The organism is Bacteroides sp. MSB163, assembly GCF_036416795.1.
Lineage (GTDB): Bacteria > Bacteroidota > Bacteroidia > Bacteroidales > Bacteroidaceae > Bacteroides > Bacteroides maternus.
In genome coordinates, this window is sequence record NZ_CP143867.1 from 1125707 (window position 1) to 1147810 (window position 22104).

Consider the following 22104-nt stretch of genomic DNA (forward strand, 5'->3'; position numbering starts at 1 on the left):
TACGTTAACAAATCAAAGCAACTTTCATAAGAAAATAGAAACCAGCTATACTTTATTAGTACAACATAGCCCTATACATATAATTAATTTCTAAATTTGCCTGTATTCAAAAAATGCAGAATTCCATGAAAGTTATTGTTGACAATAAAATACCTTTTATAAAGGAAGCTATCGGGAAAATAGCCGACGAAGTAATATATGTCCCCGGAAAAGACTTCACCCCTGCTTTAGTGAAAGATGCGGACGCACTAATAATCCGCACACGCACTCAATGCAACCGCGAATTACTGCAAGGAAGCCGGGTGCGATTCATTGCTACAGCCACAATCGGTTTCGACCATATAGATACGGAGTATTGCCACGAAGCGGGCATAACCTGGACCAATGCACCGGGATGCAACTCGGCCTCCGTAGCACAATACTTGCAATCCACACTCTTATTAATAAATCTCCTGAAAGGAAAAAACTTATCAGAAATGACCATCGGCATTGTCGGAGTAGGCAACGTAGGCATCAAAGTGGCTAAAGTGGCCCGCGAATTAGGCATGCGGGTATTGCTGAACGACTTACCACGAGAAGAGAAAGAAGGAAGTACTGACTTCTGCTCTTTGCAACTTCTTGCCGAAGCATGTGATGTCATCACTTTCCACGTACCTTTATATAAGGAAGGGAAATATAAAACTTTCCATCTGGCCGATGAAGCATTCTTCCGTTCCCTCAAACGTTCTCCCATCATCATCAATACTTCCCGCGGAGAAGTAATTGAAACAGCAGCTTTATTGAAAGCTCTTCAAACCGGCCTGATTTCCGATGCCGTCATTGACGTATGGGAAAATGAACCCAACATTAATCTCTCCTTATTATATAAGGTATTCATCGGCACACCCCATATCGCCGGATACTCGGCAGACGGAAAAGCAAATGCTACACGAATGTCTCTGGACTCCCTTTGCCGATATTTCAATATACAAGCCGACTACCACATCGATCCACCCAAACCGGAAAATCCGATTATCATAGCATCGACCCCCACAGAAGCCTATTTAAAAATGTATGATCCGCGGCAAGACTGCGAAGCGTTGAGAGCTCATCCCGAATTGTTTGAAAAGTTAAGAGGAGACTATCCGCTGCGGAGAGAAAAGACGGCATTCTCCGTAGCATCTCCGTAAGTCCTCCGTAGCAAGTCCGTACCAGCTCCATACTCTAAGACACGGAGATAACACGGAGCAGACACGGCTCAGAACAGAACCGGGTATAATAAAGCTATAAAATTTAGCCTTCGGATTCAAGCAATTTTTCTATCACTTTGGGATAAGTGCCATATTCCAGCGCATGAATACGTTGTGCCAAATCATCAGGAGTATCTTCCGACAACACCGGGCATTTCACCTGACAAATAATAGCACCTTCATCATAATGTTCATTTGTATAATGTATAGTGATACCACTTTCCTTCTCGCCCGCAGCAATCACAGCTCCGTGCACGCGATCACCATACATACCCTTTCCACCGAACTTCGGCAACAACGAAGGATGTATATTTATCATTTTATTAGGATAAGCATGCAAAATAAGATCCGGTACGCGCGCCAGAAAACCGGCCAGCACTACAAAATCAATATCATACTCCCGCAACACCGATAAAATCGCCTCTCCATTCTCCCAGTCACTCTTCGGAAAATAAAAGCATGGCACTTCCAGCCCACGAGAACGCTCTAAAACGAACGCATTCTGACGATTAGTTAAAACCAAGGCCACACAAGCCGAACTTTTTTCCCGGAAATAACAGATGATATTTTCGGCATTCGTGCCGCTTCCCGATGCTAAAACTGCGATATTTTTCCTCATATTCCTTCTTTTTAGTGCACAAAACCGTGAAAAATGTGCAAAACATTGCATTTAATTCGTCAAATATTTGCGAGTGACGATAAATCTTTATTCCTTTGCCCCGCAAAATTAAAGAAATAAAACTAATTATTAATTAAAAACTTAAAGTTATGTCTGAAATTGCATCAAGAGTGAAAGCGATTATCGTCGACAAATTAGGCGTTGAAGAATCAGAAGTTACTAACGAAGCTAGCTTCACTAACGATTTAGGAGCTGATTCTCTTGACACTGTAGAACTTATCATGGAATTCGAAAAGGAATTCGGTATCTCTATTCCGGATGACCAAGCTGAAAAAATTGGTACTGTAGGCGACGCCGTTTCTTACATCGAAGAACACGCTAAGTAATCCTATCCATCAACTTAATATGGAATTAAAAAGAGTTGTAGTAACAGGTCTCGGCGCCATTACTCCGATTGGCAACAATGTTTCCGACTTTTGGGAAAATCTTGTGAATGGGGTTAGTGGAGCAGGACCTATTACTCATTTCGATGCTTCCCTTTTCAAGACTCAATTTGCCTGCGAAGTGAAAGACTTCGAAGTTACCAAATATATCGACCGCAAAGAAGCCCGCAAGATGGACTTATATACACAATATGCCATCACCGTCGCAAAAGAAGCGGTTGAAGATTCCGGTCTTGACATCGAAAATGAGGATTTAAACAGAATCGGTGTCATCTTTGGCGCCGGTATCGGTGGTATCCGTACATTCGAGGAAGAGGTAAGTAACTATGCCTTGACCGGTAAAGAAAACGGTCCTAAGTTCAATCCGTTCTTCATCCCCAAGATGATTTCGGATATTGCTGCCGGACAAATTTCTATAATGTATGGTTTCCACGGTCCTAACTACGCTACATGTTCTGCATGCGCTACTTCCACAAACGCTATCGCTGATGCTTTCAACCTGATTCGTTTGGGCAAAGCTAATGTTATCGTAAGTGGTGGTTCGGAAGCTGCAATCACCGTTGGCGGTGTAGGCGGTTTCAACGCCATGCATGCATTATCAACACGCAATGAATCTCCTACAACTGCATCTCGTCCGTTCAGCGCAAGCCGTGACGGTTTCGTGATGGGTGAAGGCGGCGGTTGTTTGGTTCTTGAAGAGCTGGAACATGCCAAAGCACGTGGTGCTAAGATTTATGCGGAAGTTGCCGGTGTAGGAATGTCTGCCGACGCTCACCATCTGACCGCTTCTCATCCGGAAGGACTTGGAGCCAAGTTAGTGATGAGAAATGCGTTGGAAGACGCCGAGATGAGCCCCGAGGAAGTAGATTATATCAATGTACACGGTACTTCTACTCCTGTAGGTGATATATCGGAAGCTAAAGCTATTAAAGAAGTATTTGGTCAGCATGCATTTGAATTGAACATCAGTTCAACTAAATCCATGACTGGTCACTTGCTGGGCGCCGCCGGTGCGGTAGAAGCCATCGCAAGTATTCTTGCGATCAAGAATGGCATCGTACCTCCGACTATCAACCACGAAGAGGGTGATAACGACGAAAACATTGACTATGACCTTAACCTTACGTTCAACAAAGCTCAAAAACGCGAAGTGAACGTAGCCCTGTCCAATACATTTGGATTTGGAGGTCATAATGCATGTGTTATTTTTAAGAAATACGCAGAATAATCAGTCGTGTTACGTAATCAAATAGACAAAATAAGGCTCTTATTCCATAAGGACAAAGAGTCTTATTTTTGTTTTTATAAGATCCTGGGGTTCTATCCCCGCAACATCCAGCTCTACCAGCAGGCTTTGTTGCACAAATCCACCTCCATCCGCTCAGAAAAGGGACGCCCTTTGAATAATGAACGCCTGGAGTTCCTGGGTGACGCCATTCTTGACGCCATCGTGGGGGATATTGTCTACAAGCATTTCGAAGGCCGCCGCGAAGGTTTTCTCACAAATACACGTTCCAAAATCGTACAGCGGGAAACTCTGAATAAGTTGGCAGTAGCAACAGGACTGGACAAGCTGGTAAAATATTCCACCCGTTCTTCCTCGCACAACAGTTATATGTACGGAAATGCTTTCGAAGCATTCATCGGTGCCATCTATCTGGATCAAGGCTACGAGCGCTGTAAGCGGTTCATAGAAGAAAAGATATTCAAGAATTACATTGACCTCGACAAGATGTCGCGCAAGGAGGTCAACTTCAAATCGAAGCTGATTGAATGGAGCCAGAAAAGCAAAGTTGAAGTCTCATTTGAGCTTATCGAGCAGTTCCTTGATGAAGATTACAACCCCATGTTTCATACAGAAATCCGCATAGAAGGTATTTCGGCCGGAAAAGGAACCGGATACTCTAAAAAGGAGTCTCAGCAAAATGCCGCACAGGCTGCCTTGAAGAAAATAAAGAATGATGTTGCATTCAAAGAACAAATAGAAGCCGCAAAAGCGCAGAATCATTTGCCTGAGAATACAGAAGAGACAGAGGAACTTATAGAGGAGACTTTGATTGAAGAAAATCAAGAAACTATTCTGTCTGTAGAAAATCCTGAAACGGACGAATGTAAGGGCGAATAATCTTCGCCCACATCATCATCAGCCGAAACAAATTCCCATCCGGCGCCCTTGAACAACCAGATCATTATCCTCCGTTACCAGTTTCAACTTCCCTGCAATTTCCTCCAGTGGCGCAGAAGAAATCTCATCCCCTTTCAACGTAATCATCCGGCCAAACTGTTCTGTTGCAATCAGTTCTGTAGCATGCCCACCCATGCGGGTAGACAGATTCCGATCGAAAGGCGTGGGCGAACCTCCCCGTTGGATATAGCCAAGCACAGTTTCGCGGGTTTCAATACCTGTTTCGTACTCTATCTCCTGGGCAATGTACTCAGCGGCACGTTTCCGGCCATCCGTCTGTATGCCTTCGGCAACCACCACGATGGAATAAGGTTTTCCTTTCTTCAACCGGTTCAGAATAGTCTCACCAATATTATGGATATTATAAGGAATCTCGGGTATCAAGATAACGTCACCGCCACCTGCCATACCTGAATATAGCGCGATCCAGCCGGCCTTATGCCCCATAACCTCGATCACCATCACCCGTTTGTGCGAACTGGCAGTAGAGTGCAGGCGGTCAATGGCATCCGTAGCAATACTTACAGCCGAATCAAATCCGAAAGAGAAATCCGTTCCCCAGATATCATTGTCGATAGTCTTAGGCACAGATACAATGTTCAGTCCCATGGCAGCCAGTTTGGCAGCAGTCTTCTGCGTACCGTTACCACCGATACAAACCACGCAATCCAATCCTAATTCCTTGATATTCTGTTCTATCAATGCCGGTTTATTGACATCGGATATCACACCGTTCTTCTTGAAAGGTTTCTCGCGGGAAGTACCGAGCATTGTGCCGCCCTGGTTCAACAAACCGGACAAAGATTTATCAGTAAACGACTCCACATCCTTGGTAAGCAATCCCTGAAAGCCACTATGAATGCCCACAACTTCCATCCCGTAATGATTGATTGCAGTTTTGCACACTCCACGAATGGTGGCATTGATGCCGGGACAATCGCCCCCCGAAGTCAAAATACCGATTCTCATGACACTTTTGTTTGAATTATTGTTCTTTAGGTCCGTAAAGATAGAAAAAAAAGAGAAAAAAGATAGAGAAGCCGATAAATAAGATTATTTTTGCGCAACAAAATAGTTTTAACTAAGAGAGATGAATATCACAACATTGCTGGATAAGGTGTATTTTGCCCCTCGCCTGAAAAAAATCGACTTCTATGCTAACCGCGCAGGAGAACTTCAACACCGGGTTCTTGACCGCTTAGTGCGCATGGCAGAAAATACGGAATGGGGAAAGAAATATGATTATAAAAGCATTCATACTTATGAAGACTTTAGAAACAGACTCCCCATACAGACTTACGAAGAGGTAAAGCCGTATGTGGAACGCTTGCGTGCAGGAGAACAAAACCTGCTCTGGCCTTCGGAGATACGCTGGTTTGCCAAGTCCTCGGGTACAACGAACGATAAAAGCAAGTTCCTACCCGTCAGCAAAGAAGCATTGAATGACACACATTATCAGGGCGGTAAAGATGCGGTTGCCCTCTATCTGGGGCAGAATCCTGACAGCCGCTTTTTCTCCGGACAAGGTTTGATTTTAGGTGGAAGCCACAGCCCCAACCTCAACTCCAGGCACGGACTTGTAGGCGATCTTTCTGCTATCCTGATACAAAATATACATCCGTTAGTGAACTGCGTCCGTGTTCCGGGCAAGAAAATCGCTCTTATGAGCGACTTTGAAAAGAAGATAGAAGCAATCGCCAACAGTGCCGTATCAAAAGATGTAACGAGCCTTTCGGGCGTTCCTTCATGGATGTTAGTACTCATTAAGCGTATTCTTGAAAAGACCGGTAAACAATCGCTGGAAGAAATATGGCCCAATCTGGAAGTCTTCTTCCATGGTGGCGTTGCTTTCACCCCTTATCGTGAACAATATAAAGAAGTGATCCGGTCACCTAAAATGCATTATGTAGAAACGTACAATGCTTCCGAAGGGTATTTCGGTACGCAAAACGATCCGAATGATCCGTCCATGCTGTTGATGATCGACTATGGTATATTCTATGAATTCATCCCATTGGAAGATGTAGGTAAAGAGAATCCCCGTATCTACTGCCTGGAAGAAGTGGAAGTGGACAAGAATTATGCATTGGTCATCTCTACCTCTGCGGGTTTGTGGCGCTATATGATTGGAGATACCGTGAAGTTCACGCAAAAGGATCCATATAAATTCGTCATCACCGGACGTACCAAGCATTTCATCAATGCTTTCGGTGAAGAATTGATTGTGGATAACGCGGAAAAAGGTTTGGCAAAGGCTTGCGAGGCTACCGGAGCATTGATTTCCGATTATTCGGCTGCTCCTGTATTTATGGATGCCAATGCTAAATGCCGTCACCAATGGTTGATTGAGTTTGTACAAGCACCGGACAGTATAGAGAATTTTGCCAAAATACTGGATGATACACTGAAAGAAGTGAATTCCGATTATGAAGCAAAACGACAGAAGAACATTGCCCTGCAACCTCTGGAGGTGATTGTTGCCCGCAAAGACCTATTCCATGACTGGCTGGCGCAAAAAGGAAAGTTGGGTGGACAACACAAAGTTCCGCGTCTCAGCAATACAAGGGAATATATCGAGGAAATGCTGGAACTGAACAACTGATTCCTGCAATAACATAGGACAATACGATAATAAATAAGAAAGGCCGCATCAGACAAAACCGATACGGCCTTTTTCATTTTTGTTTCATGCCTTGAAACTGTTAGTTTCACACCGAGAAACTAACAGCCACCCCAGGCTATCAGAAATTATAGGCTAATCCGATACCCAGTATCTCCTTGAACTGTACCTTCGGTCCTCTTTCAATACCCTCATCATTAAAGGTTTTCACATCATTATCATACTTCAGAGTCATATTCAGGGTTGCTGACAGTACTTTATTGATCTTCATACTGATGAGCACATCCCAGTTGACATCCACATTACCAAAGTCTTTATTATAAGGAGTGAAGAAATCGGCTGTAGTAATCAGATTCACATTTTCCATGACAGGCAGCTCTGCACGGGCTTTCAGGAAAGCTCCGGCTTCGATCTTAAAGTGATCCCCCGGATCAACACCGAAAGAACCTAAATCAGAAAGATAATCATCGCTCACAAAGGTCATCTTTGTGGAGACAGGTGAAAGGAATATAGAATAATTACTCTTCGGACGATATTCCATACCCAATGCCACATTAGAATAGGCGGGAGCAAAGAAGTTAGATATATAGTGACTCTTGTCCGGATAATTATATCCTTTGGCAAATTGAGTATTCAAGTCAGCCATAAGCGTATAATACCAAACTTTAGTGGCTGCATAGCCCAACTGGGTAGATAATCCTATCTTATCGGAACTCTTTCTCATCCCTTGCGATTTGGTTTTCGAAAGACCATAATCCAGCACCAGGTTCGTCACCCATAGCCAGTTTCCATTCTTATGTGTCAGTGAACCATTCAGGTAAGCATTTCCGGCAATAGAATTCTCACCACCGGCCGACCAGTTTGTCATTGCAGTTTGCGACATATTTATACCTGTCACACCTTTCAGTACCCAAGCTCCTTCTTTATATCCCTTATCGTCCGTTTGAGCAGAGACGATTGTTGCCAAAGTGGCAAATAGTATCATTAAATATATACGTTTCATACTGTTATTCGTTTTAATTGTTCCGCAAAACAAAGACGTCTTTGTATTTCAAACAGAGTAAACTATTTTTTTGTTCAGAAACAAATAAAAAGAATGATTGTACGGAAATTACAGTATGATACCTCCTCCCAGCAACAAACCTGCCTCATCATAAAATGCTGCAGCCTGCCCGGAAGCAATGGATTCGAGCGGTTCGCGCAATAGCACATGCAAAAGATTCTCATCTGTTATACTGACAGTGCAATGATTAGCTTGCTTCCGATAGCGAATCCGGACAATGACATCCCCGGAATTCAGTAAACGGGAAGTATCCACAATATTCCAGTCTTTCAACAGCATTTCCTCTTTGTAAAGAGAAGCGAGAGGAGCAAGTATAACTTCGTTTCTCTCTTTATGTATCTCTTTTACGAAAACAGGACGATTCAGATGAATGCCCAGTCCTCTGCGCTGACCAATCGTATAGAAGGGATATCCTTCGTGCCAACCTAAAAAAGTCCCGCTTTCATCGAGAAATTGTCCTTTTCCCGGCAAAGCATTCTGCGGAACTTCACGCTGCAAGAAAGAGCGGTAATCCATCGGACAGAAGCATACACCGAGACTGTCCTTTTTGGTTGCCGTCCGTTCAAAGCCCCGCTTGACAGCATAGGCACGCACTTCACTTTTAGTCCAGTCACCCATTGGAAGGAGCATACGTTCTAAAACGTTCTGTTGCAGTCCCCAGAGGAAAAAAGTCTGATCCTTATCACGGTCGGCAGCCGGGGCTATAAAATAGTAACCATCACAGAAAACTTTACGTACGTAGTGTCCGGTAGAAATCCAATAAATACCCATTTCATCGGCAATCTTTGCCAGCAACGGCCATTTCAACTCATTGTTACAAAGCGTACAGGGAACAGGGGTACGGGCGGAAAGATATTCATCTACGAAATAGCGGATAATGCGTTCACGGAATAATTCGCGGGCATCATAGATCATGTGCGGGATATTCAGGCGGGAAGCGAGAGTACGGGCATCATCCAAAGATTCTTCAAAGCTTTCCGAATCATAGAAACGAAACGTCACACCGGTTACTTCATAACCGGCCTCTTGCAACAACATGGCGGCAACAGAACTATCTGTACCTCCACTCATACCTAACAATACACGCTTCTTTGATTTCATGAGTGCAAAAGTAACAAAGGAAAAAGAAAATGACTACATTTGCTACTTTAAAAACAACAATGCCAATGAGCTACTATATCTCTGATCATATCAAGAAAAAGAATGAAAGAACTTATTATCTTATGAAAATGTTGTAACTTTGTGCTCTTTAAAAAACTAAAACTCAAACGTTATGGAACATCAACTGACAATTTACAACACCTTAGATAGGAAAAAGGAGCTATTCGTGCCACTGCACGCTCCACATGTAGGTATGTATGTCTGCGGTCCTACCGTTTACGGTGACGCGCACTTGGGACATGCACGTCCTGCCATTACTTTCGACTTGCTTTTCCGCTACCTCACCCACTTGGGATATAAGGTACGTTATGTCCGTAACATCACCGATGTAGGCCATCTGGAACATGACGCTGATGACGGAGAAGATAAAATAGCCAAGAAAGCACGACTGGAACAATTGGAGCCGATGGAAGTAGCGCAATACTACATCAACCGTTACCATAAGGCAATGGAAGCGCTGAACGTACTTTCACCCAGTATCGAACCGCACGCTTCGGGACACATCATCGAGCAGATAGAGCTAGTGAAAGAAATCCTGAAGAATGGCTATGCTTATGTCAGTGAAGGCTCTGTCTACTTTGACGTAGAGAAATACAATAAGGATTACCATTACGGAAAACTCTCCGGCCGCAATCTGGATGACGTACTGAACACCACCCGCGAACTGGATGGACAAGCTGAAAAGCATAACCCCGCCGACTTCGCCTTATGGAAATGCGCCCAACCGGAGCATATCATGCGTTGGCCTTCTCCATGGAGCGACGGTTTTCCGGGATGGCATGCCGAATGTACGGCCATGGGTAAGAAATACCTGGGCGAACATTTCGATATCCACGGTGGCGGCATGGACCTTATCTTCCCTCACCACGAATGTGAAATCGCCCAATCGGTTGCATCGCAAGGCAATGACATGGTACATTACTGGATGCACAACAATATGATTACCATCAACGGACAGAAGATGGGTAAGTCTTACGGTAACTTCATCAATCTGGACGAGTTCTTCAACGGCACACATAAGTTGCTGACACAAGCATACAGTCCGATGACCATCCGCTTCTTCATCCTGCAAGCCCACTATCGCAGTACGGTAGACTTCAGTAACGAAGCCTTGCAAGCAGCTGAGAAGGGATTAACCCGAATGATGGATGCCTTGAACGGACTGGAAAAGATCACTCCGTCCGCCACTTCCAGCGTAGATGTGAAAGCAGTGCGTGAGAAGTGCTATGAAGCCATGAATGACGACTTAAATACCCCAATAGTCATTGCTCATCTTTTCGACGGAGCCAGAATGATTAACAACATCATTGCAGGCAACGACACCATCACTGCCGATGATCTGAAAGAGCTGAAAGAAACTTTCCATCTCTTCTGCTTCGATATTCTGGGGTTGAAAGAAGAGAACAATTCGAACGAAGAGCGTGAAGTTGCTTTCGGTAAAGTAGTAGATATGCTGCTGGAAGAGCGCATGAAGGCCAAAGCCAATAAAGACTGGGCTACCAGTGATAAGATCCGCAATGAACTGACAGCACTTGGTTTTGAGATAAAAGACGGTAAAGACGGTTGCGAGTGGAAGCTGAATAAATAAGCTCCACTACCCTATAAAAAAGCTGCCTCCCTCTGATTCAAGCGAATCGAGAGGGAGGCAGTTTCATTTAGAAAAGAGAGTTTTAGTAAGGTATCATATCGGAAAGAATACGTTCCTTATACCAAGGATCGTCTATCGCCTTCAGCTCCTTGCCCATCTCACGGCAAAGCTCCGCAACGATTTCTTTATTTTCTTCCAACGGAAGGTTATTCATCTGATAAGGATCCTTTTCATCATCAAACAACAGGCTTTTCTTCAGCTTATGATCTTTCTTATCAATATAGAAAGCCAAAGTATAACGCGCCGTTTTATATCCTCTTGAAGAAGGGAAGTAAGTCTGTACTTTACCGTCCGCATCTTTTTCTCCGTCCAGATTCTGGATATACAAAACACCACCGGGGCGTTCAATTTCCGCCTTTTCATCGAAGAAAAGAGGTGCCCAGTTGCGTCCCTGCACATTAGACGGAATGGAATCGCCCAAACCACACAGTCCCAGGACAGTGGGCATAATATCCGGCGCAGACATCAGAAGATTGTCTACACGCGGTTGGATATGGCCGGGATAACGTACCAGGAACGGTATATTCATAGATTCGGAATAAGGAGAATTCTTCGGATCATCCGTAAACTGGCTACACATTGTTTCACCATGGTCGGAAGCAAAGATCACAATCGTATTCTTATCCAAACCCTGCTCTTTCAGTGTTTCAAGGATCTGTCCGAAGGCACGGTCTACACCGGTAACAGAGGCAAAGTAGTAGCGGACGCTCTCTGCTTTTTCACGCTTCTTATCTGCATTGGGACGGATAAGAAGGCTGTCCAGAGGTTGATCTTTGTACAGATTGAAATCTTCTTCCATACAATCATTCAATGAACGGTACGGACTGTGGGGCGGATTCATACCCACCATTATAAAGAAAGGCTTCTTCGGATCACGCACATTCCCTTCGTTCTTCAGATAGGAAACCACCATCTTGGACTCATGCAACGGTGACCATTCTTTCGGATCGTGACGATTTCCATCCGTATCCCAGTAACGGGGATTCTTATGTTCATCAAAAGTACCGTAGGAGTACCAGTAATTAAAGCCGTGACGGCGTTCTTTCGGCGTATAGGCATCCCAGGCAGGTATGCGATCTTCTACATAATGACCGGGACGTTGCGGATCGTTCGGTGTAGGAAAGTCAGCATGTAACTTACCAAAGTAAGCGCAGTCATATCCGGATTTACTGAATACATCACCTATACAATCCACATCGGCACGCAGGGAACTGATAGGCCGGTCTGAATTACAGTTCAAAGGTATCCCACTTTTATTGGGATACATCCCCGTCAGCAGCATACCGCGATGAGGGCTACTCAACGGACAGTTACTTTGGGCAGAACTTAACACCAGCGCTTCACGGGCAAAGCTATTCAAGTTAGGGGTATGCACCGGATCATTGCGGAAGTTCACCTTGTCGCGAAACCCATCCTGTCCCCAGAACTCCATAGCCTGATTACGGTACTGGTCGGGAAAGACATAAATAACATTCGGAAGTTGTGCCTGCTCTTCCTGCTGAGTTTTGCAGCCTTGCAGGGCAAACAGGCCCAAGCCTCCCAAAAACAAACTAAACCGATTCATCATATCTTTTAATTTCTTTGAACACCAGGCGTTTTCCTCTGATTTTTCAGAATCACCACGCCCTTGCATTCACTATTATTCGTTTATTAGAAGAGCTTCTTGTTCGATTCCAGATCTCTTTTACGCATAATTCCTTCCAGGAAGTAATAGTCCGCATAATTCAACGGAACATCAATCTCAGCACCATGAGGAATACTTCCTACAGAGTGCATCAGAATGAAATTACCGTTTGTGCCCACTTCTGCACGATAAGCCGGAGAGCCGAGATTTTCCATAATCTTATCTGCTGTTTCCTTATAGTTTTTGCCGGGAATGTATGTACTCAACTCGTACAAAGCAGATGCCGTACATGCAGCGGCCGAAGCATCACGGGGTTCGTTCGGAATGTTGGGAGCATCAAAATCCCAATACGGTACAAGGTCTTCCGGCAGGTTCGGGTTATTGAAAATAAAGTTATAAATCTTCTCAGCCATATCAAGGTACTTCTGATCGTGGGTATAACGATAGCACATGGTATATCCGTAAATAGCCCATGCTTGTCCGCGTGCCCAGGCAGATTCGTCAGCATACCCCTGTGCAGTTTGTTTCTTACGTACCTCACCGGTCACAGGATCATAATCCACTACATGATAACAACTGTTATTGGCACGGAAATGATTTTTCATGGTGGCATCGGCATGTTTCACGGCAATATTATAATAAGTAGAATCGCCTGAAAGCTTGGAAGCTTCGAACAATAGTTCCAGATTCATCATATTATCTATGATAACCGGACATTTCCAGCCGCGTTCTGCCTGCCAGCCTTTATCAGCATCCCAAGATTGAAGTACGCCTGCCGCCGGACGGAAACGGGTAGAAAGGGACTTAGCTGTCTGAATAATCACAGGCTTGTATTCTTCTTTACCGGCAAAACGATACCCGTTCAGATAGCTGCAACCAATCATAAAGCCCACATCATGATGCCAGGTCAGGTATTGCACGGAATCCAGCGCTTCTGTATACTTCTCAGCCAGCGGCAACCATTTCTTATCACCGGTCAACTCATACGTATACCAGATATTACCGGGGAAGAAACCAGAACACCAGTCATCAATGGGTACATAAACAATGCTACCATCTTTGTTGATAGTTCTTGGATTCAGAATTTTCCCTGACTTTTCGATAATGTCGGTCTGAATGGTTTCCTGCGCCACCGCATTATCAATATTCTCTTGGATAAAGTTGCTCTCGGTCTGCTTCTGACTTGTGCAACCCGCCAAAACAAGGAGGGATATTCCCAATGTCGTGAGGATTGTTTTCATAATAATGATTTGTTTATTAAAGTTTCGTATTCTTTCGTCAGCAAAAGTAGCGCAGGTTTACAGAAAAGACCCTCCTAAATTATACAGGAAAAGGGCAAAATTGTTACATTTGCACATAAATCACACAGATTGAACTTTTTAATCATATCATAAACATGACCCTACAAGAATTTTTCAAGAAAGATCTCTTTGCAGAACAAACCGGCGTAGAACTACTGGAAGTACGCGAAGGATATAGTAAAGCACGCCTCGTTATCACGGAGAATCACCTTAATGCAGGACACCGCACCCAAGGCGGAGCCATCTTCACTCTTGCAGACCTGGCACTGGCCGCCGCTGCCAATTCACATGGCGCACTGGCTTTCTCCCTGTCTTCCAATATCACCTTTTTGCGCGCCAGCGGACCGGGTGATACGCTGTATGCCGAAGCACGCGAACGTTACATCGGACGTACTACCGGATATTACCAGATAGATATCACGAACCAGGACGGGAAGCTGATTGCCACATTCGAGTCCAGCGTATTCAGAAAAGGGGATCCGCTGCCGTTCAAGGTATAGAGTTATGAGTTATCTCATTTCTTCTTTACCACCGACGTCATCGGATAACGATTTCCCTGTACGCTCTTCAGGAAAGCCTTTGCCGACCCGAAGTTAAGATACATATCCAGGCGGATCGGGAGATGGTTCTTATCATCCGAGATAAAGAAAGTAATCACTTCTTTCTCTTTTCCTTTCTTATATTCTACAAAAGAGAATACAAGGCAGCGATAAACCGTATCGTTATTGGCTTTCACATCTTCTTTACCCCGGTAAATCAGCGTTTGTTCTTCTACCTTACGTCCGGTAGCCATAGGGAACAGAATCCGGTCGCCCACTTTATAATCTGCCGGATCGTACGAACGCGCCTGCGCCAAAATACTCAACATATCGAAGATGCAACGGTTATCACTGTATTCCATCTCTTGCGGATCGCGGACCGGATTGTGCCAGACCCGCCTCTGCTTTACGTTGGATACACCATCCTTATATGAAAACCAAGCCTCATCCACCGTATAACGGTCACCCTCTTCGGCCGCTTTACGGAAGTAGAGCGGCTCCAGCTTTTCACTGACATAGCAAGTCAGCGTATCACGCATCTTAAAGAAGAAATCGGTCTTTTTACTTCCTACCGAAAGCAGGTTGAAGCGGTAGGCAGGTTGTGACTGATAAGTAGTGGAGAAGGTGGTCAGACTTGCCAGCCCCACCTTCTTCCAGATAAACTTCCAGTTAAAATATAAATCGTACATCACGTGCTCGCCGGACTGAAATGCGGTGTTTTGAGCTGTACATTGTGCCTTGGCAGGCGTGGGCATCATCGTAAGTAACAGTGCTCCCAACAGGCAGAACACCCATCTGCGCTTACCGGTTATTGCCGGAATTGCGGTTATTCTGGTTTCTCTTTTTCTTGTCTTCATCTGGTTTTTGTTTTTTGAGTTCATCCGGTTTCTGTTTATCCAGCGGCTTCTCATGTATGTTCCAATCCTGGGTCAGGTCGAAATTAGCTTTCAGCTCTATCACTTGAGGATAGTAATACACTTTCTCCGGTTGCCGTTTGTCTTCGTATTTTCCGGCGTCCCACACACCGTTTCCATTCGTATCATTTATAAGGCGCGCACTATATTTGCCGGGATTCAGAAAGTAAAAATCCGCCTTACCGTCAACAACCGGCACTGTACGTACCACTTTGTCCTGTGCGTCCAGCAACTCTACAAAAGCAATTGAATCCGCTCCCGTCACATTATAAAAAATCTGCCCGTACTCTTCAGGTTTCTTCACCTTAAATTCTTTCTTTATCTTATCGGTGAAAAGGCCATATATTCCATGGAAAGCTGTCGAGTCAACTTCAAAAGCATAGCTTTCACCGGGCACCCAATCTGCATAAACATTATAGCGCATCAGGTTCAGAGAGTCCGGAACAAAGTCGTAAGGAACATCATTCCACAAACTGTCTACTTTCTGTTTCAGATGAATGGCACCATCAGCAACAGTTGCCAGCGGTTCAGTAAACGTAAGAGAGATATAGTCGTAGATATCCATCGTACCCGGTGCATATACATCTACAGGTAAGAATACCGTCGGTTCTACATACTCCTTACCCTCTTTCTCCGCTTTCTTTTTGGCTTTTTCCAGTTCCTTTTCCTTCTTCTCACGTTCCTTCTCAAGTTCTTTCTCGGACTTAGGCCGAATCTTCGATACAAGTCTCAGAGTATCCGTACGCGGTACCAACTGGTTGAGCGTATCCGTATAGAGGTAAGTGAGACTCATCTTCAAAGTATCCATCTTATAGATCAGAGAGTCTCTTATCCAATAATGAAGCGTATCAATGCGTCCGGTAGGCTTCTCCACGATGAAAGCGTTGGTTTCATCGAAATTCAGTCCCTTCAACAACGGCAGGCTGTCAGCCTGGGTAGAGAAATAGAAAGAGAATTTCCGGGATTCGGGACGTTCGCTCCTGATGAGACGTTGCGACAAAACCCGTTCTTTGAAGCAGCGCAATATGACATCATCCGGAGAGTAATGAGTATAAGTTCTCTCCATGATCGTATCTATCGTCAGAGAATCTTTCCAGAGTGTATCAAGACGTATCCGTTCATCCATAGCAGGAATAATCAGGGAGTCTTCGAAAGCAATCATTTCAGTGGGCTGACTATAATAGAAGTTTTGATCAGCATCTTGCAATCCGTAGATGCGGTACTCGCCCGGAGCAACACCCCGAATTGTGAAACGTCCGCGACTGTCGGTACGACCTACACGTTCAAAAGGTATCGTAGTAAAGGCCGAGTCAGCCAAATTGGAATGCATACCTACCAGCATGCCTTTCACCGGTTCCAGATTGGCTGCATTCAGCACGGTACCGGAAACCACCATCGAGTCGATAACAGAACCCGTGGAGAAAGTAAACCCGAAATCGGGCAACGGATTACCTTCATTATTGTCCTGAATAGCATCCGAGAAGTCTATCGAATAAGTCATATCCAGCTTTAGGGTATCCTTTAAGGTGACCACCACCTTCTTTCCATTCGCCTTAATTTCTGGCTGTTGCACCTGGGGCGGAGAAATCACGATCTTCTCCCCAGGTTTATCGAGCTTGATGAATTCATCGAATTCAATCGTAATTTTCTTCCGGTTATTATTGAGGGCGCCCGGCGCAGGCGTACTACCTACGAAGCGTGGAGGGGTTTCATCAATAGCACCACCTTCCGGACGACCGATGCTGGCGCAAGAATAAAGCACGACACCAACAACGGCAACACCTGCCAGACGATTGAAAAGAGACTTCATATCTAAATATTTATTACGTAATATGCTGCAAAAATAAAGGTTATCCCTTAATAAACAGAATGCTTTACAGTATTTTAATCAAAAAAGAGCAAGAAGACAGTAAAACAGATAAAATAAAGGAAAGGTTCAATCGGGAAAATGAAAAGGAAGGAACTTCAGTAAGATCTTGTGGAAGTAATAAGCATGCGAACGATAAGGCGGATGAACGCGTACCCATTTAATTCATAACGGAAAGAAATGAATCAATTCTGCCAACAACATATATAAGATATGTATGAAACATAGTTAAAAATAGACGCAAATAGAACTAATCTGTTCAAAAATAGATAATTTTGCAGCCGGAAAACCCGAAGAGTGCTTTAAGTTTTCCCCTTTGTCCTCCGTATTATCCAAACTATGACAAGACAGAAGAAGCCTGTATTTACCAAATGAAAAAATAAACCAAAAGACAGAGAATAATTACAAGTATGAAGAGTAGATTGATTTTATTGGCATGTTGCCTGTCACTGTTCAGTTGCGGACAAAGTGACAAAACTGCGGGTAAAGCACCCGAATTTGCAGTGATTACAGTGGAAACAACCACTGCCAACTTAACGAACAGTTATCCGGCTACAATCAGAGGTAAACAAGATGTTGAAATCCGCCCCATGGTAAGCGGTTTTATCACCAAACTGCATGTAGACGAAGGTTCAGTAGTACGCAAGGGACAAGTGTTGTTCAGCATTGACCCCGTACAGTATCAAGCTGCCGTGAACTCAGCCAAAGCTGCTGTTGAAACAGCTAAAGCTGCCGTAAACACGCAAGAACTTACCGTAAACAACAAGCGTGAGTTGAACAAAAAGAATATCATCAGCAACTACGATTTGCAGATGGCAGAGAATCAACTGGCACAAACAAAAGCACAATTAGCACAAGCTGAAGCACAATTAGTAAACGCCAAGAACAATCTGTCGTATACCAGTGTAACCAGCCCCAGCGATGGTGTAGTAGGTAGCATCCCCTACCGTGTAGGTAGCTTGGTGAGCCCTTCCGTTGCCACTCCGCTGACTACCGTTGCCGATATTTCTGAAATGTACGCTTACTTCTCCATGACTGAAAGGCAATTACTTTCACAAATACGCGAGGGTGGCAGCACCAAGGAAATCCTGGAGAAGATGCCTGACGTGCAGTTGCAACTCATCGACGGAACCATGTATGCCGACAGCGGACGTGTGGAAACAATCAGTGGCGTTATCGAACAGAAGACAGGCTCTGTAACCATGCGTGCCCTCTTCCCCAACCAGCGTAACGTTCTGCGCAGTGGAAGTACCGGTAATGTGGTATTCCCCAACCCGATGACGAATGTTATTATGATACCTCAATCAGCCACTACAGAAATACAGGATAAGAAGTTCGTATTCGTAGTGCAGCCTGACAACACCCTGAAGAATACGGAAATCCAGGTGTTCAAGCTGAATGATGGTAAGTATTACTACGTAACCGAAGGTTTGAAAGCCGGTGATAAAGTAGTAATGGAAGGTGTGCAGAACCTGAGAGACGGAGCATCTATCACTCCTATCACTCCTGCCGAAAAAGAGGCTGAATATCAGAAAGCACTGAAAGACCAAAAAGAAGGTAATATCCAAACTGCGTTCAATTAACGAATCACCCCCTCCTAATCACTAAATAACATGAAATTAGATAGATTTATTAATCGTCCGGTACTATCTACGGTAATCTCCGTGCTGATAGTGATCCTGGGTCTTATTGGTCTGGCAACCTTGCCTATCACCCAATACCCGGACATTGCACCGCCAACCGTATCGGTGCGCGCCACCTACACGGGTGCCAACGCCCAAACGGTGTTGAACTCCGTTATTGCACCGCTGGAAGACCAGATCAACGGTGTAGAGAACATGATGTACATGACTTCCAATGCCACCAACAGTGGTTCCGCTGATATTTCCGTTTACTTCAAGCAGGGAACCAATCCGGATATGGCTGCCGTAAACGTACAGAACCGTGTATCTATGGCACAAGGTCTGCTGCCTGCTGAAGTAACCAAGGTAGGTGTGACGACACAAAAGAGACAGACTTCTATGTTGATGGTATTCTCTATTTATGATGAGACGGACCAATACAACATCGAATTCCTCGAAAACTATGCCAACATCAACCTTATTCCTGAAGTAAAACGTGTGGCCGGTGTAGGTGACGCAATGGTGTTGGGTACTGACTACTCCATGCGTATCTGGCTGAAGCCTGACGTAATGGCTCAGTATAAATTGATACCTAATGATGTAGCGGCAGCTTTGGCAGAACAGAATATCGAGGCTGCCCCCGGACAGTTTGGTGAACGTGGTAACCAGACATTCCAATATACAATACGTTACAAAGGACGTCTGCAACAGTCGGAAGAATTTGAGAACATCGTTATCAAAGCAATGGAAAACGGAGAAGTACTCCGTCTGAAAGATATTGCTGATATCGAGTTGGGACGTCTGACCTATAGTTTCAATAACACCGTAAACGGTCATAAGGCCGTCAGCTGTATTGTATTCCAGATGGCCGGAAGTAATGCTACACAAACCATCAGTGACCTGGAGACATTGTTGAATGACTATTCCGATAAACTGCCCGCAGGCTTGCATATCAATATTGCACAGAGTGCCAACGACTTCTTGTTCGCCTCTATTCATGAGGTAATCAAGACATTGATCGAGGCCTTTATCCTGGTGTTCATCGTAGTATATGTCTTCCTGCAGGATTTCCGTTCTACATTGATTCCTGCCATCGCTATTCCGGTAGCATTGATCGCAACGTTCTTCGTACTGAAACTAATCGGCTTCAGTATCAACTTGCTGACCCTTTCAGCCATGGTGCTCGCCATTGCGATAGTGGTCGACGATGCCATAGTCGTCGTCGAGGGTGTCCATGCGAAGTTGGACCAGGGGTATAAGTCTGCCCGTGCCGCTTCCATCGATGCCATGAGTGAACTGGGTGGTGCCATCGTTTCTATTACGCTGGTCATGATGTCTGTATTTATCCCTGTAAGTTTCATGGGTGGTACGGCAGGTATATTTTACCGGCAGTTCGGTCTGACGATGGCTATCGCTATCGGTTTCTCCGCATTGAACGCTTTGACGTTGAGTCCGGCATTGTGTGCCATCTTCCTGAAACCGCATGATGAGCATGGTGAAAAGAAATCGACATTTATCAGCCGTTTCCATACAGGCTTCAATGTAGCTTATGACAAGATGCTGAAGAAATACAAAAATAATGTATTGTTCTTCATCCAAAAGAAATGGTTGAGTTTCGGTCTTGTAGCCGGTTCCATCGTATTACTGATTTTCTTCATGAAGATTACTCCGACGGGTATGGTGCCTAACGAAGATACGGGTACTATCATGGGTGTAGTAACTCTGCCTCCGGGTACTTCACAGGAACGCGCACAAGAGGTGCTGCACCGTGTAGACAGCCTTGTGGCCGCCGAACCGGCTGTTGCATCCCGTACAGTGATTTCCGGTTATAGCTTCATCGGCGGACAGGGACCTTCTTACGGTTCTATCATCATCAAGCTGAAAAACTGGGACGAACGTTCCACAATGCAGAATTCAAACATCGTCTACATCACGCTCTTTATGCGTGCACAGAAGATTATCAAAGAAGCGCAGGTACTGTTCTTCGCTCCTCCTATGATTTCTGGTTACTCTGCATCCAGCGACATCGAGTTGAATATGCAGGATAAGACCGGTGGTGACCTGAACCACTTCTTCGATGTAGTGAAATCTTATAATGCCGCATTGGAAGCACGCCCGGAAATCAACTCGGCAAAGACGACCTTCAATCCGAGCTTCCCGCAGTATATGCTGGACATCGACGCTGCTGCCTGTAAGAAAGCGGGTATCAGTCCGAGCGACATCCTCAGCACTATGCAGGGGTACTTCGGCGGTCTGTATGCTTCTAACTTTAACAGTTTCGGTAAGATGTACCGTGTAATGGTTCAGGCAGAGCCGGAAGCAACCAAGAATCTGGAATCATTGTCCAGCATCAAGGTGCGCAACGGCGATGAAATGGCCCCGATAACTCAGTTCGTTTCCATCAAGAAGGTATACGGACCCGATATTATCAGCCGCTTCAACTTGTATACTTCTATGAAAGTAATGGTTGCCCCAGCTTCCGGATATACTTCCGGTCAGGCACTGGCGGCTATCGCCGAGGTTGCCAAAGAGAACCTACCTGCCGGTTTCGCTTACGAATTGGGAGGTATGGCACGTGAAGAAGCCGAAACCAGTGGTAGCACCACAGGATTGATCTTCGTTCTCTGCTTCGTATTCGTTTACCTGTTGCTGAGTGCACAGTATGAAAGTTACATCTTGCCGCTTGCCGTACTGTTGTCTATTCCGTTTGGTCTGTTGGGTAGCTTCCTGTTCGTCAACGGTATGAGCGCCATCGGTAATATCTCCATTCTGAAAATGATAATGGGGTCCATGTCCAACGACATTTATATGCAGATTGCATTGATCATGTTGATGGGTCTGTTGGCGAAGAATGCCATCTTAATTATTGAGTTTGCCCTCGACCGTCGCAAGATGGGTATGAGTATTACGTGGGCAGCCGTACTGGGTGCCGCAGCCCGTCTGCGTCCTATCTTGATGACATCACTGGCCATGATCGTCGGTTTGATTCCGTTGATGATGGCATCCGGTGCAGGTGCCAATGGTAACCGTACGCTGGGTACCTCTGCCATCGGCGGTATGTTAATCGGTATGATTCTTCAGATCTTTATCGTACCGGCCCTGTTCGTTGCATTCCAATATCTGCAAGAGAAGATTAAACCGATGGAATGGGCTGATGTGGATAACTCTGATGCAGAACCTGAAATTGAGCAATACACGAAATAAATTAAGAATGAGGAATGAGGAATGAAGAATTAGAAACGTGATAGTAAAGAAACGACGCCGAGGAA

18 protein-coding genes are annotated in these 22104 nt (G+C 44.9%); 10 read left to right on the forward strand and 8 right to left on the reverse strand.

What is annotated here, in order from left to right; genetic code table 11:
• The first annotated feature begins 125 nt into the window (after positions 1–125).
• The gene (gene pdxB, locus VYM24_RS03895) at positions 126–1169 is read left to right on the forward strand and encodes a 4-phosphoerythronate dehydrogenase PdxB (protein ID WP_299092055.1); all 1044 of its coding nucleotides are present in this window, start codon (positions 126–128) and stop codon (positions 1167–1169) included.
• Positions 1170–1272: 103 nt separating this feature from the next.
• Here pdxB and purN read toward each other — a convergent pair whose 3' ends face one another.
• A complete protein-coding gene (gene purN, locus VYM24_RS03900; RefSeq protein WP_330941501.1) occupies positions 1273–1848 on the reverse strand; it encodes a phosphoribosylglycinamide formyltransferase in 576 nt (191 codons plus the stop codon).
• A gap of 149 nt (positions 1849–1997) precedes the next feature.
• Between purN and VYM24_RS03905 the strand changes: the two genes are divergently transcribed.
• Genes VYM24_RS03905 through rnc form a run of 3 tightly spaced genes read left to right on the forward strand, consistent with a single transcriptional unit; the run spans position 1998 to position 4416 of the window.
• On the forward strand, positions 1998–2234 hold the full coding sequence (locus tag VYM24_RS03905) for an acyl carrier protein (protein ID WP_004291965.1): 237 nt from the start codon (positions 1998–2000) through the stop codon (positions 2232–2234).
• A gap of 19 nt (positions 2235–2253) precedes the next feature.
• Entirely contained in the window at positions 2254–3519 is a 1266-nt protein-coding gene (gene fabF / locus VYM24_RS03910) for a beta-ketoacyl-ACP synthase II (RefSeq protein WP_299090299.1), read from the forward strand.
• A 6-nt stretch (positions 3520–3525) separates the two neighbouring features.
• Positions 3526–4416: a ribonuclease III gene (rnc, locus tag VYM24_RS03915; RefSeq protein ID WP_291550849.1), complete on the forward strand. Its 891-nt coding sequence runs from the start codon at positions 3526–3528 to the stop codon at positions 4414–4416.
• A gap of 18 nt (positions 4417–4434) precedes the next feature.
• Here the strand turns inward: rnc and VYM24_RS03920 are convergent, their stop codons facing one another.
• Complete coding sequence (locus VYM24_RS03920) at positions 4435–5445, reverse strand: ATP-dependent 6-phosphofructokinase (protein WP_007216812.1); 1011 nt, start codon at positions 5443–5445, stop codon at positions 4435–4437.
• 121 nt (positions 5446–5566) lie between these two features.
• On the opposite strand from VYM24_RS03920, the gene VYM24_RS03925 reads away from it, so the two are divergent.
• Positions 5567–7078 (forward strand): GH3 auxin-responsive promoter family protein, encoded by a 1512-nt coding sequence (locus VYM24_RS03925; RefSeq protein ID WP_330941502.1) that lies wholly within the window; start codon positions 5567–5569, stop codon positions 7076–7078.
• A 139-nt stretch (positions 7079–7217) separates the two neighbouring features.
• Here VYM24_RS03925 and VYM24_RS03930 read toward each other — a convergent pair whose 3' ends face one another.
• Both VYM24_RS03930 and mnmA read right to left on the reverse strand, forming a co-directional pair.
• Positions 7218–8099: a DUF3078 domain-containing protein gene (locus tag VYM24_RS03930; RefSeq protein ID WP_291550844.1), complete on the reverse strand. Its 882-nt coding sequence runs from the start codon at positions 8097–8099 to the stop codon at positions 7218–7220.
• 108 nt (positions 8100–8207) lie between these two features.
• Entirely contained in the window at positions 8208–9260 is a 1053-nt protein-coding gene (mnmA, locus tag VYM24_RS03935; RefSeq protein ID WP_330941503.1) for a tRNA 2-thiouridine(34) synthase MnmA, read from the reverse strand.
• A gap of 172 nt (positions 9261–9432) precedes the next feature.
• Here mnmA and cysS point away from each other — a divergent pair, with 172 nt between their 5' ends.
• Complete coding sequence (cysS, locus tag VYM24_RS03940) at positions 9433–10908, forward strand: cysteine--tRNA ligase (RefSeq protein WP_291550841.1); 1476 nt, start codon at positions 9433–9435, stop codon at positions 10906–10908.
• A gap of 82 nt (positions 10909–10990) precedes the next feature.
• On the opposite strand, the gene VYM24_RS03945 is transcribed toward cysS, so the two are convergent.
• Together VYM24_RS03945 and VYM24_RS03950 are read right to left on the reverse strand one after the other, a co-directional pair.
• A complete protein-coding gene (locus VYM24_RS03945; RefSeq protein WP_330941504.1) occupies positions 10991–12535 on the reverse strand; it encodes a sulfatase family protein in 1545 nt (514 codons plus the stop codon).
• A gap of 83 nt (positions 12536–12618) precedes the next feature.
• Entirely contained in the window at positions 12619–13833 is a 1215-nt protein-coding gene (locus VYM24_RS03950; protein ID WP_330941505.1) for a glycoside hydrolase family 88 protein, read from the reverse strand.
• 155 nt (positions 13834–13988) lie between these two features.
• Here VYM24_RS03950 and VYM24_RS03955 point away from each other — a divergent pair, with 155 nt between their 5' ends.
• On the forward strand, positions 13989–14393 hold the full coding sequence (locus VYM24_RS03955) for a PaaI family thioesterase (RefSeq protein ID WP_330941506.1): 405 nt from the start codon (positions 13989–13991) through the stop codon (positions 14391–14393).
• A 14-nt stretch (positions 14394–14407) separates the two neighbouring features.
• On the opposite strand, the gene VYM24_RS03960 is transcribed toward VYM24_RS03955, so the two are convergent.
• Both VYM24_RS03960 and VYM24_RS03965 read right to left on the reverse strand, forming a co-directional pair.
• Complete coding sequence (locus VYM24_RS03960; RefSeq protein WP_330941507.1) at positions 14408–15289, reverse strand: DUF3108 domain-containing protein; 882 nt, start codon at positions 15287–15289, stop codon at positions 14408–14410.
• A complete protein-coding gene (locus VYM24_RS03965) occupies positions 15234–17156 on the reverse strand; it encodes an Ig-like domain-containing protein (protein WP_330941508.1) in 1923 nt (640 codons plus the stop codon). Before VYM24_RS03965 ends, VYM24_RS03960 begins: the two co-directional genes overlap by 56 nt.
• 59 nt (positions 17157–17215) lie before the next feature.
• On the opposite strand from VYM24_RS03965, the gene VYM24_RS03970 reads away from it, so the two are divergent.
• The 3 genes from VYM24_RS03970 to VYM24_RS03980 all read left to right on the forward strand — a co-directional run bounded on the left by VYM24_RS03970 (position 17216) and on the right by VYM24_RS03980 (position 22039).
• Positions 17216–17377 (forward strand): hypothetical protein, encoded by a 162-nt coding sequence (locus tag VYM24_RS03970; RefSeq protein ID WP_291550833.1) that lies wholly within the window; start codon positions 17216–17218, stop codon positions 17375–17377.
• Positions 17378–17623: 246 nt separating this feature from the next.
• Positions 17624–18796, forward strand: a complete 1173-nt coding sequence (locus VYM24_RS03975; RefSeq protein ID WP_291550831.1) for an efflux RND transporter periplasmic adaptor subunit — start codon at positions 17624–17626, stop codon at positions 18794–18796.
• A 30-nt stretch (positions 18797–18826) separates the two neighbouring features.
• Positions 18827–22039 carry an efflux RND transporter permease subunit gene (locus tag VYM24_RS03980; protein WP_007216785.1) on the forward strand — a complete coding sequence of 1071 codons (3213 nt, stop codon included), beginning with the start codon at positions 18827–18829 and terminating at the stop codon, positions 22037–22039.
• Positions 22040–22104: the final 65 nt, after the last annotated feature.

Bases quoted from the DNA above. Each gene is read 5' to 3' on its own strand.
- pdxB (WP_299092055.1), top strand. From the start codon at position 126: ATGAAAGTTATTGTTGACAATAAAATACCTTTTATAAAGGAAGCTATC.
- purN (WP_330941501.1), bottom strand. From the start codon at position 1,848: ATGAGGAAAAATATCGCAGTTTTAGCATCGGGAAGCGGCACGAATGCC.
- VYM24_RS03905 (WP_004291965.1), top strand. From the start codon at position 1,998: ATGTCTGAAATTGCATCAAGAGTGAAAGCGATTATCGTCGACAAATTA.
- fabF (WP_299090299.1), top strand. From the start codon at position 2,254: ATGGAATTAAAAAGAGTTGTAGTAACAGGTCTCGGCGCCATTACTCCG.
- VYM24_RS03920 (WP_007216812.1), bottom strand. From the start codon at position 5,445: ATGAGAATCGGTATTTTGACTTCGGGGGGCGATTGTCCCGGCATCAAT.
- VYM24_RS03925 (WP_330941502.1), top strand. From the start codon at position 5,567: ATGAATATCACAACATTGCTGGATAAGGTGTATTTTGCCCCTCGCCTG.
- VYM24_RS03930 (WP_291550844.1), bottom strand. From the start codon at position 8,099: ATGAAACGTATATATTTAATGATACTATTTGCCACTTTGGCAACAATC.
- mnmA (WP_330941503.1), bottom strand. From the start codon at position 9,260: ATGAAATCAAAGAAGCGTGTATTGTTAGGTATGAGTGGAGGTACAGAT.
- cysS (WP_291550841.1), top strand. From the start codon at position 9,433: ATGGAACATCAACTGACAATTTACAACACCTTAGATAGGAAAAAGGAG.
- VYM24_RS03945 (WP_330941504.1), bottom strand. From the start codon at position 12,535: ATGATGAATCGGTTTAGTTTGTTTTTGGGAGGCTTGGGCCTGTTTGCC.
- VYM24_RS03950 (WP_330941505.1), bottom strand. From the start codon at position 13,833: ATGAAAACAATCCTCACGACATTGGGAATATCCCTCCTTGTTTTGGCG.
- VYM24_RS03955 (WP_330941506.1), top strand. From the start codon at position 13,989: ATGACCCTACAAGAATTTTTCAAGAAAGATCTCTTTGCAGAACAAACC.
- VYM24_RS03960 (WP_330941507.1), bottom strand. From the start codon at position 15,289: ATGAAGACAAGAAAAAGAGAAACCAGAATAACCGCAATTCCGGCAATA.
- VYM24_RS03965 (WP_330941508.1), bottom strand. From the start codon at position 17,156: ATGAAGTCTCTTTTCAATCGTCTGGCAGGTGTTGCCGTTGTTGGTGTC.
- VYM24_RS03970 (WP_291550833.1), top strand. From the start codon at position 17,216: ATGCTTTACAGTATTTTAATCAAAAAAGAGCAAGAAGACAGTAAAACA.
- VYM24_RS03975 (WP_291550831.1), top strand. From the start codon at position 17,624: ATGAAGAGTAGATTGATTTTATTGGCATGTTGCCTGTCACTGTTCAGT.
- VYM24_RS03980 (WP_007216785.1), top strand. From the start codon at position 18,827: ATGAAATTAGATAGATTTATTAATCGTCCGGTACTATCTACGGTAATC.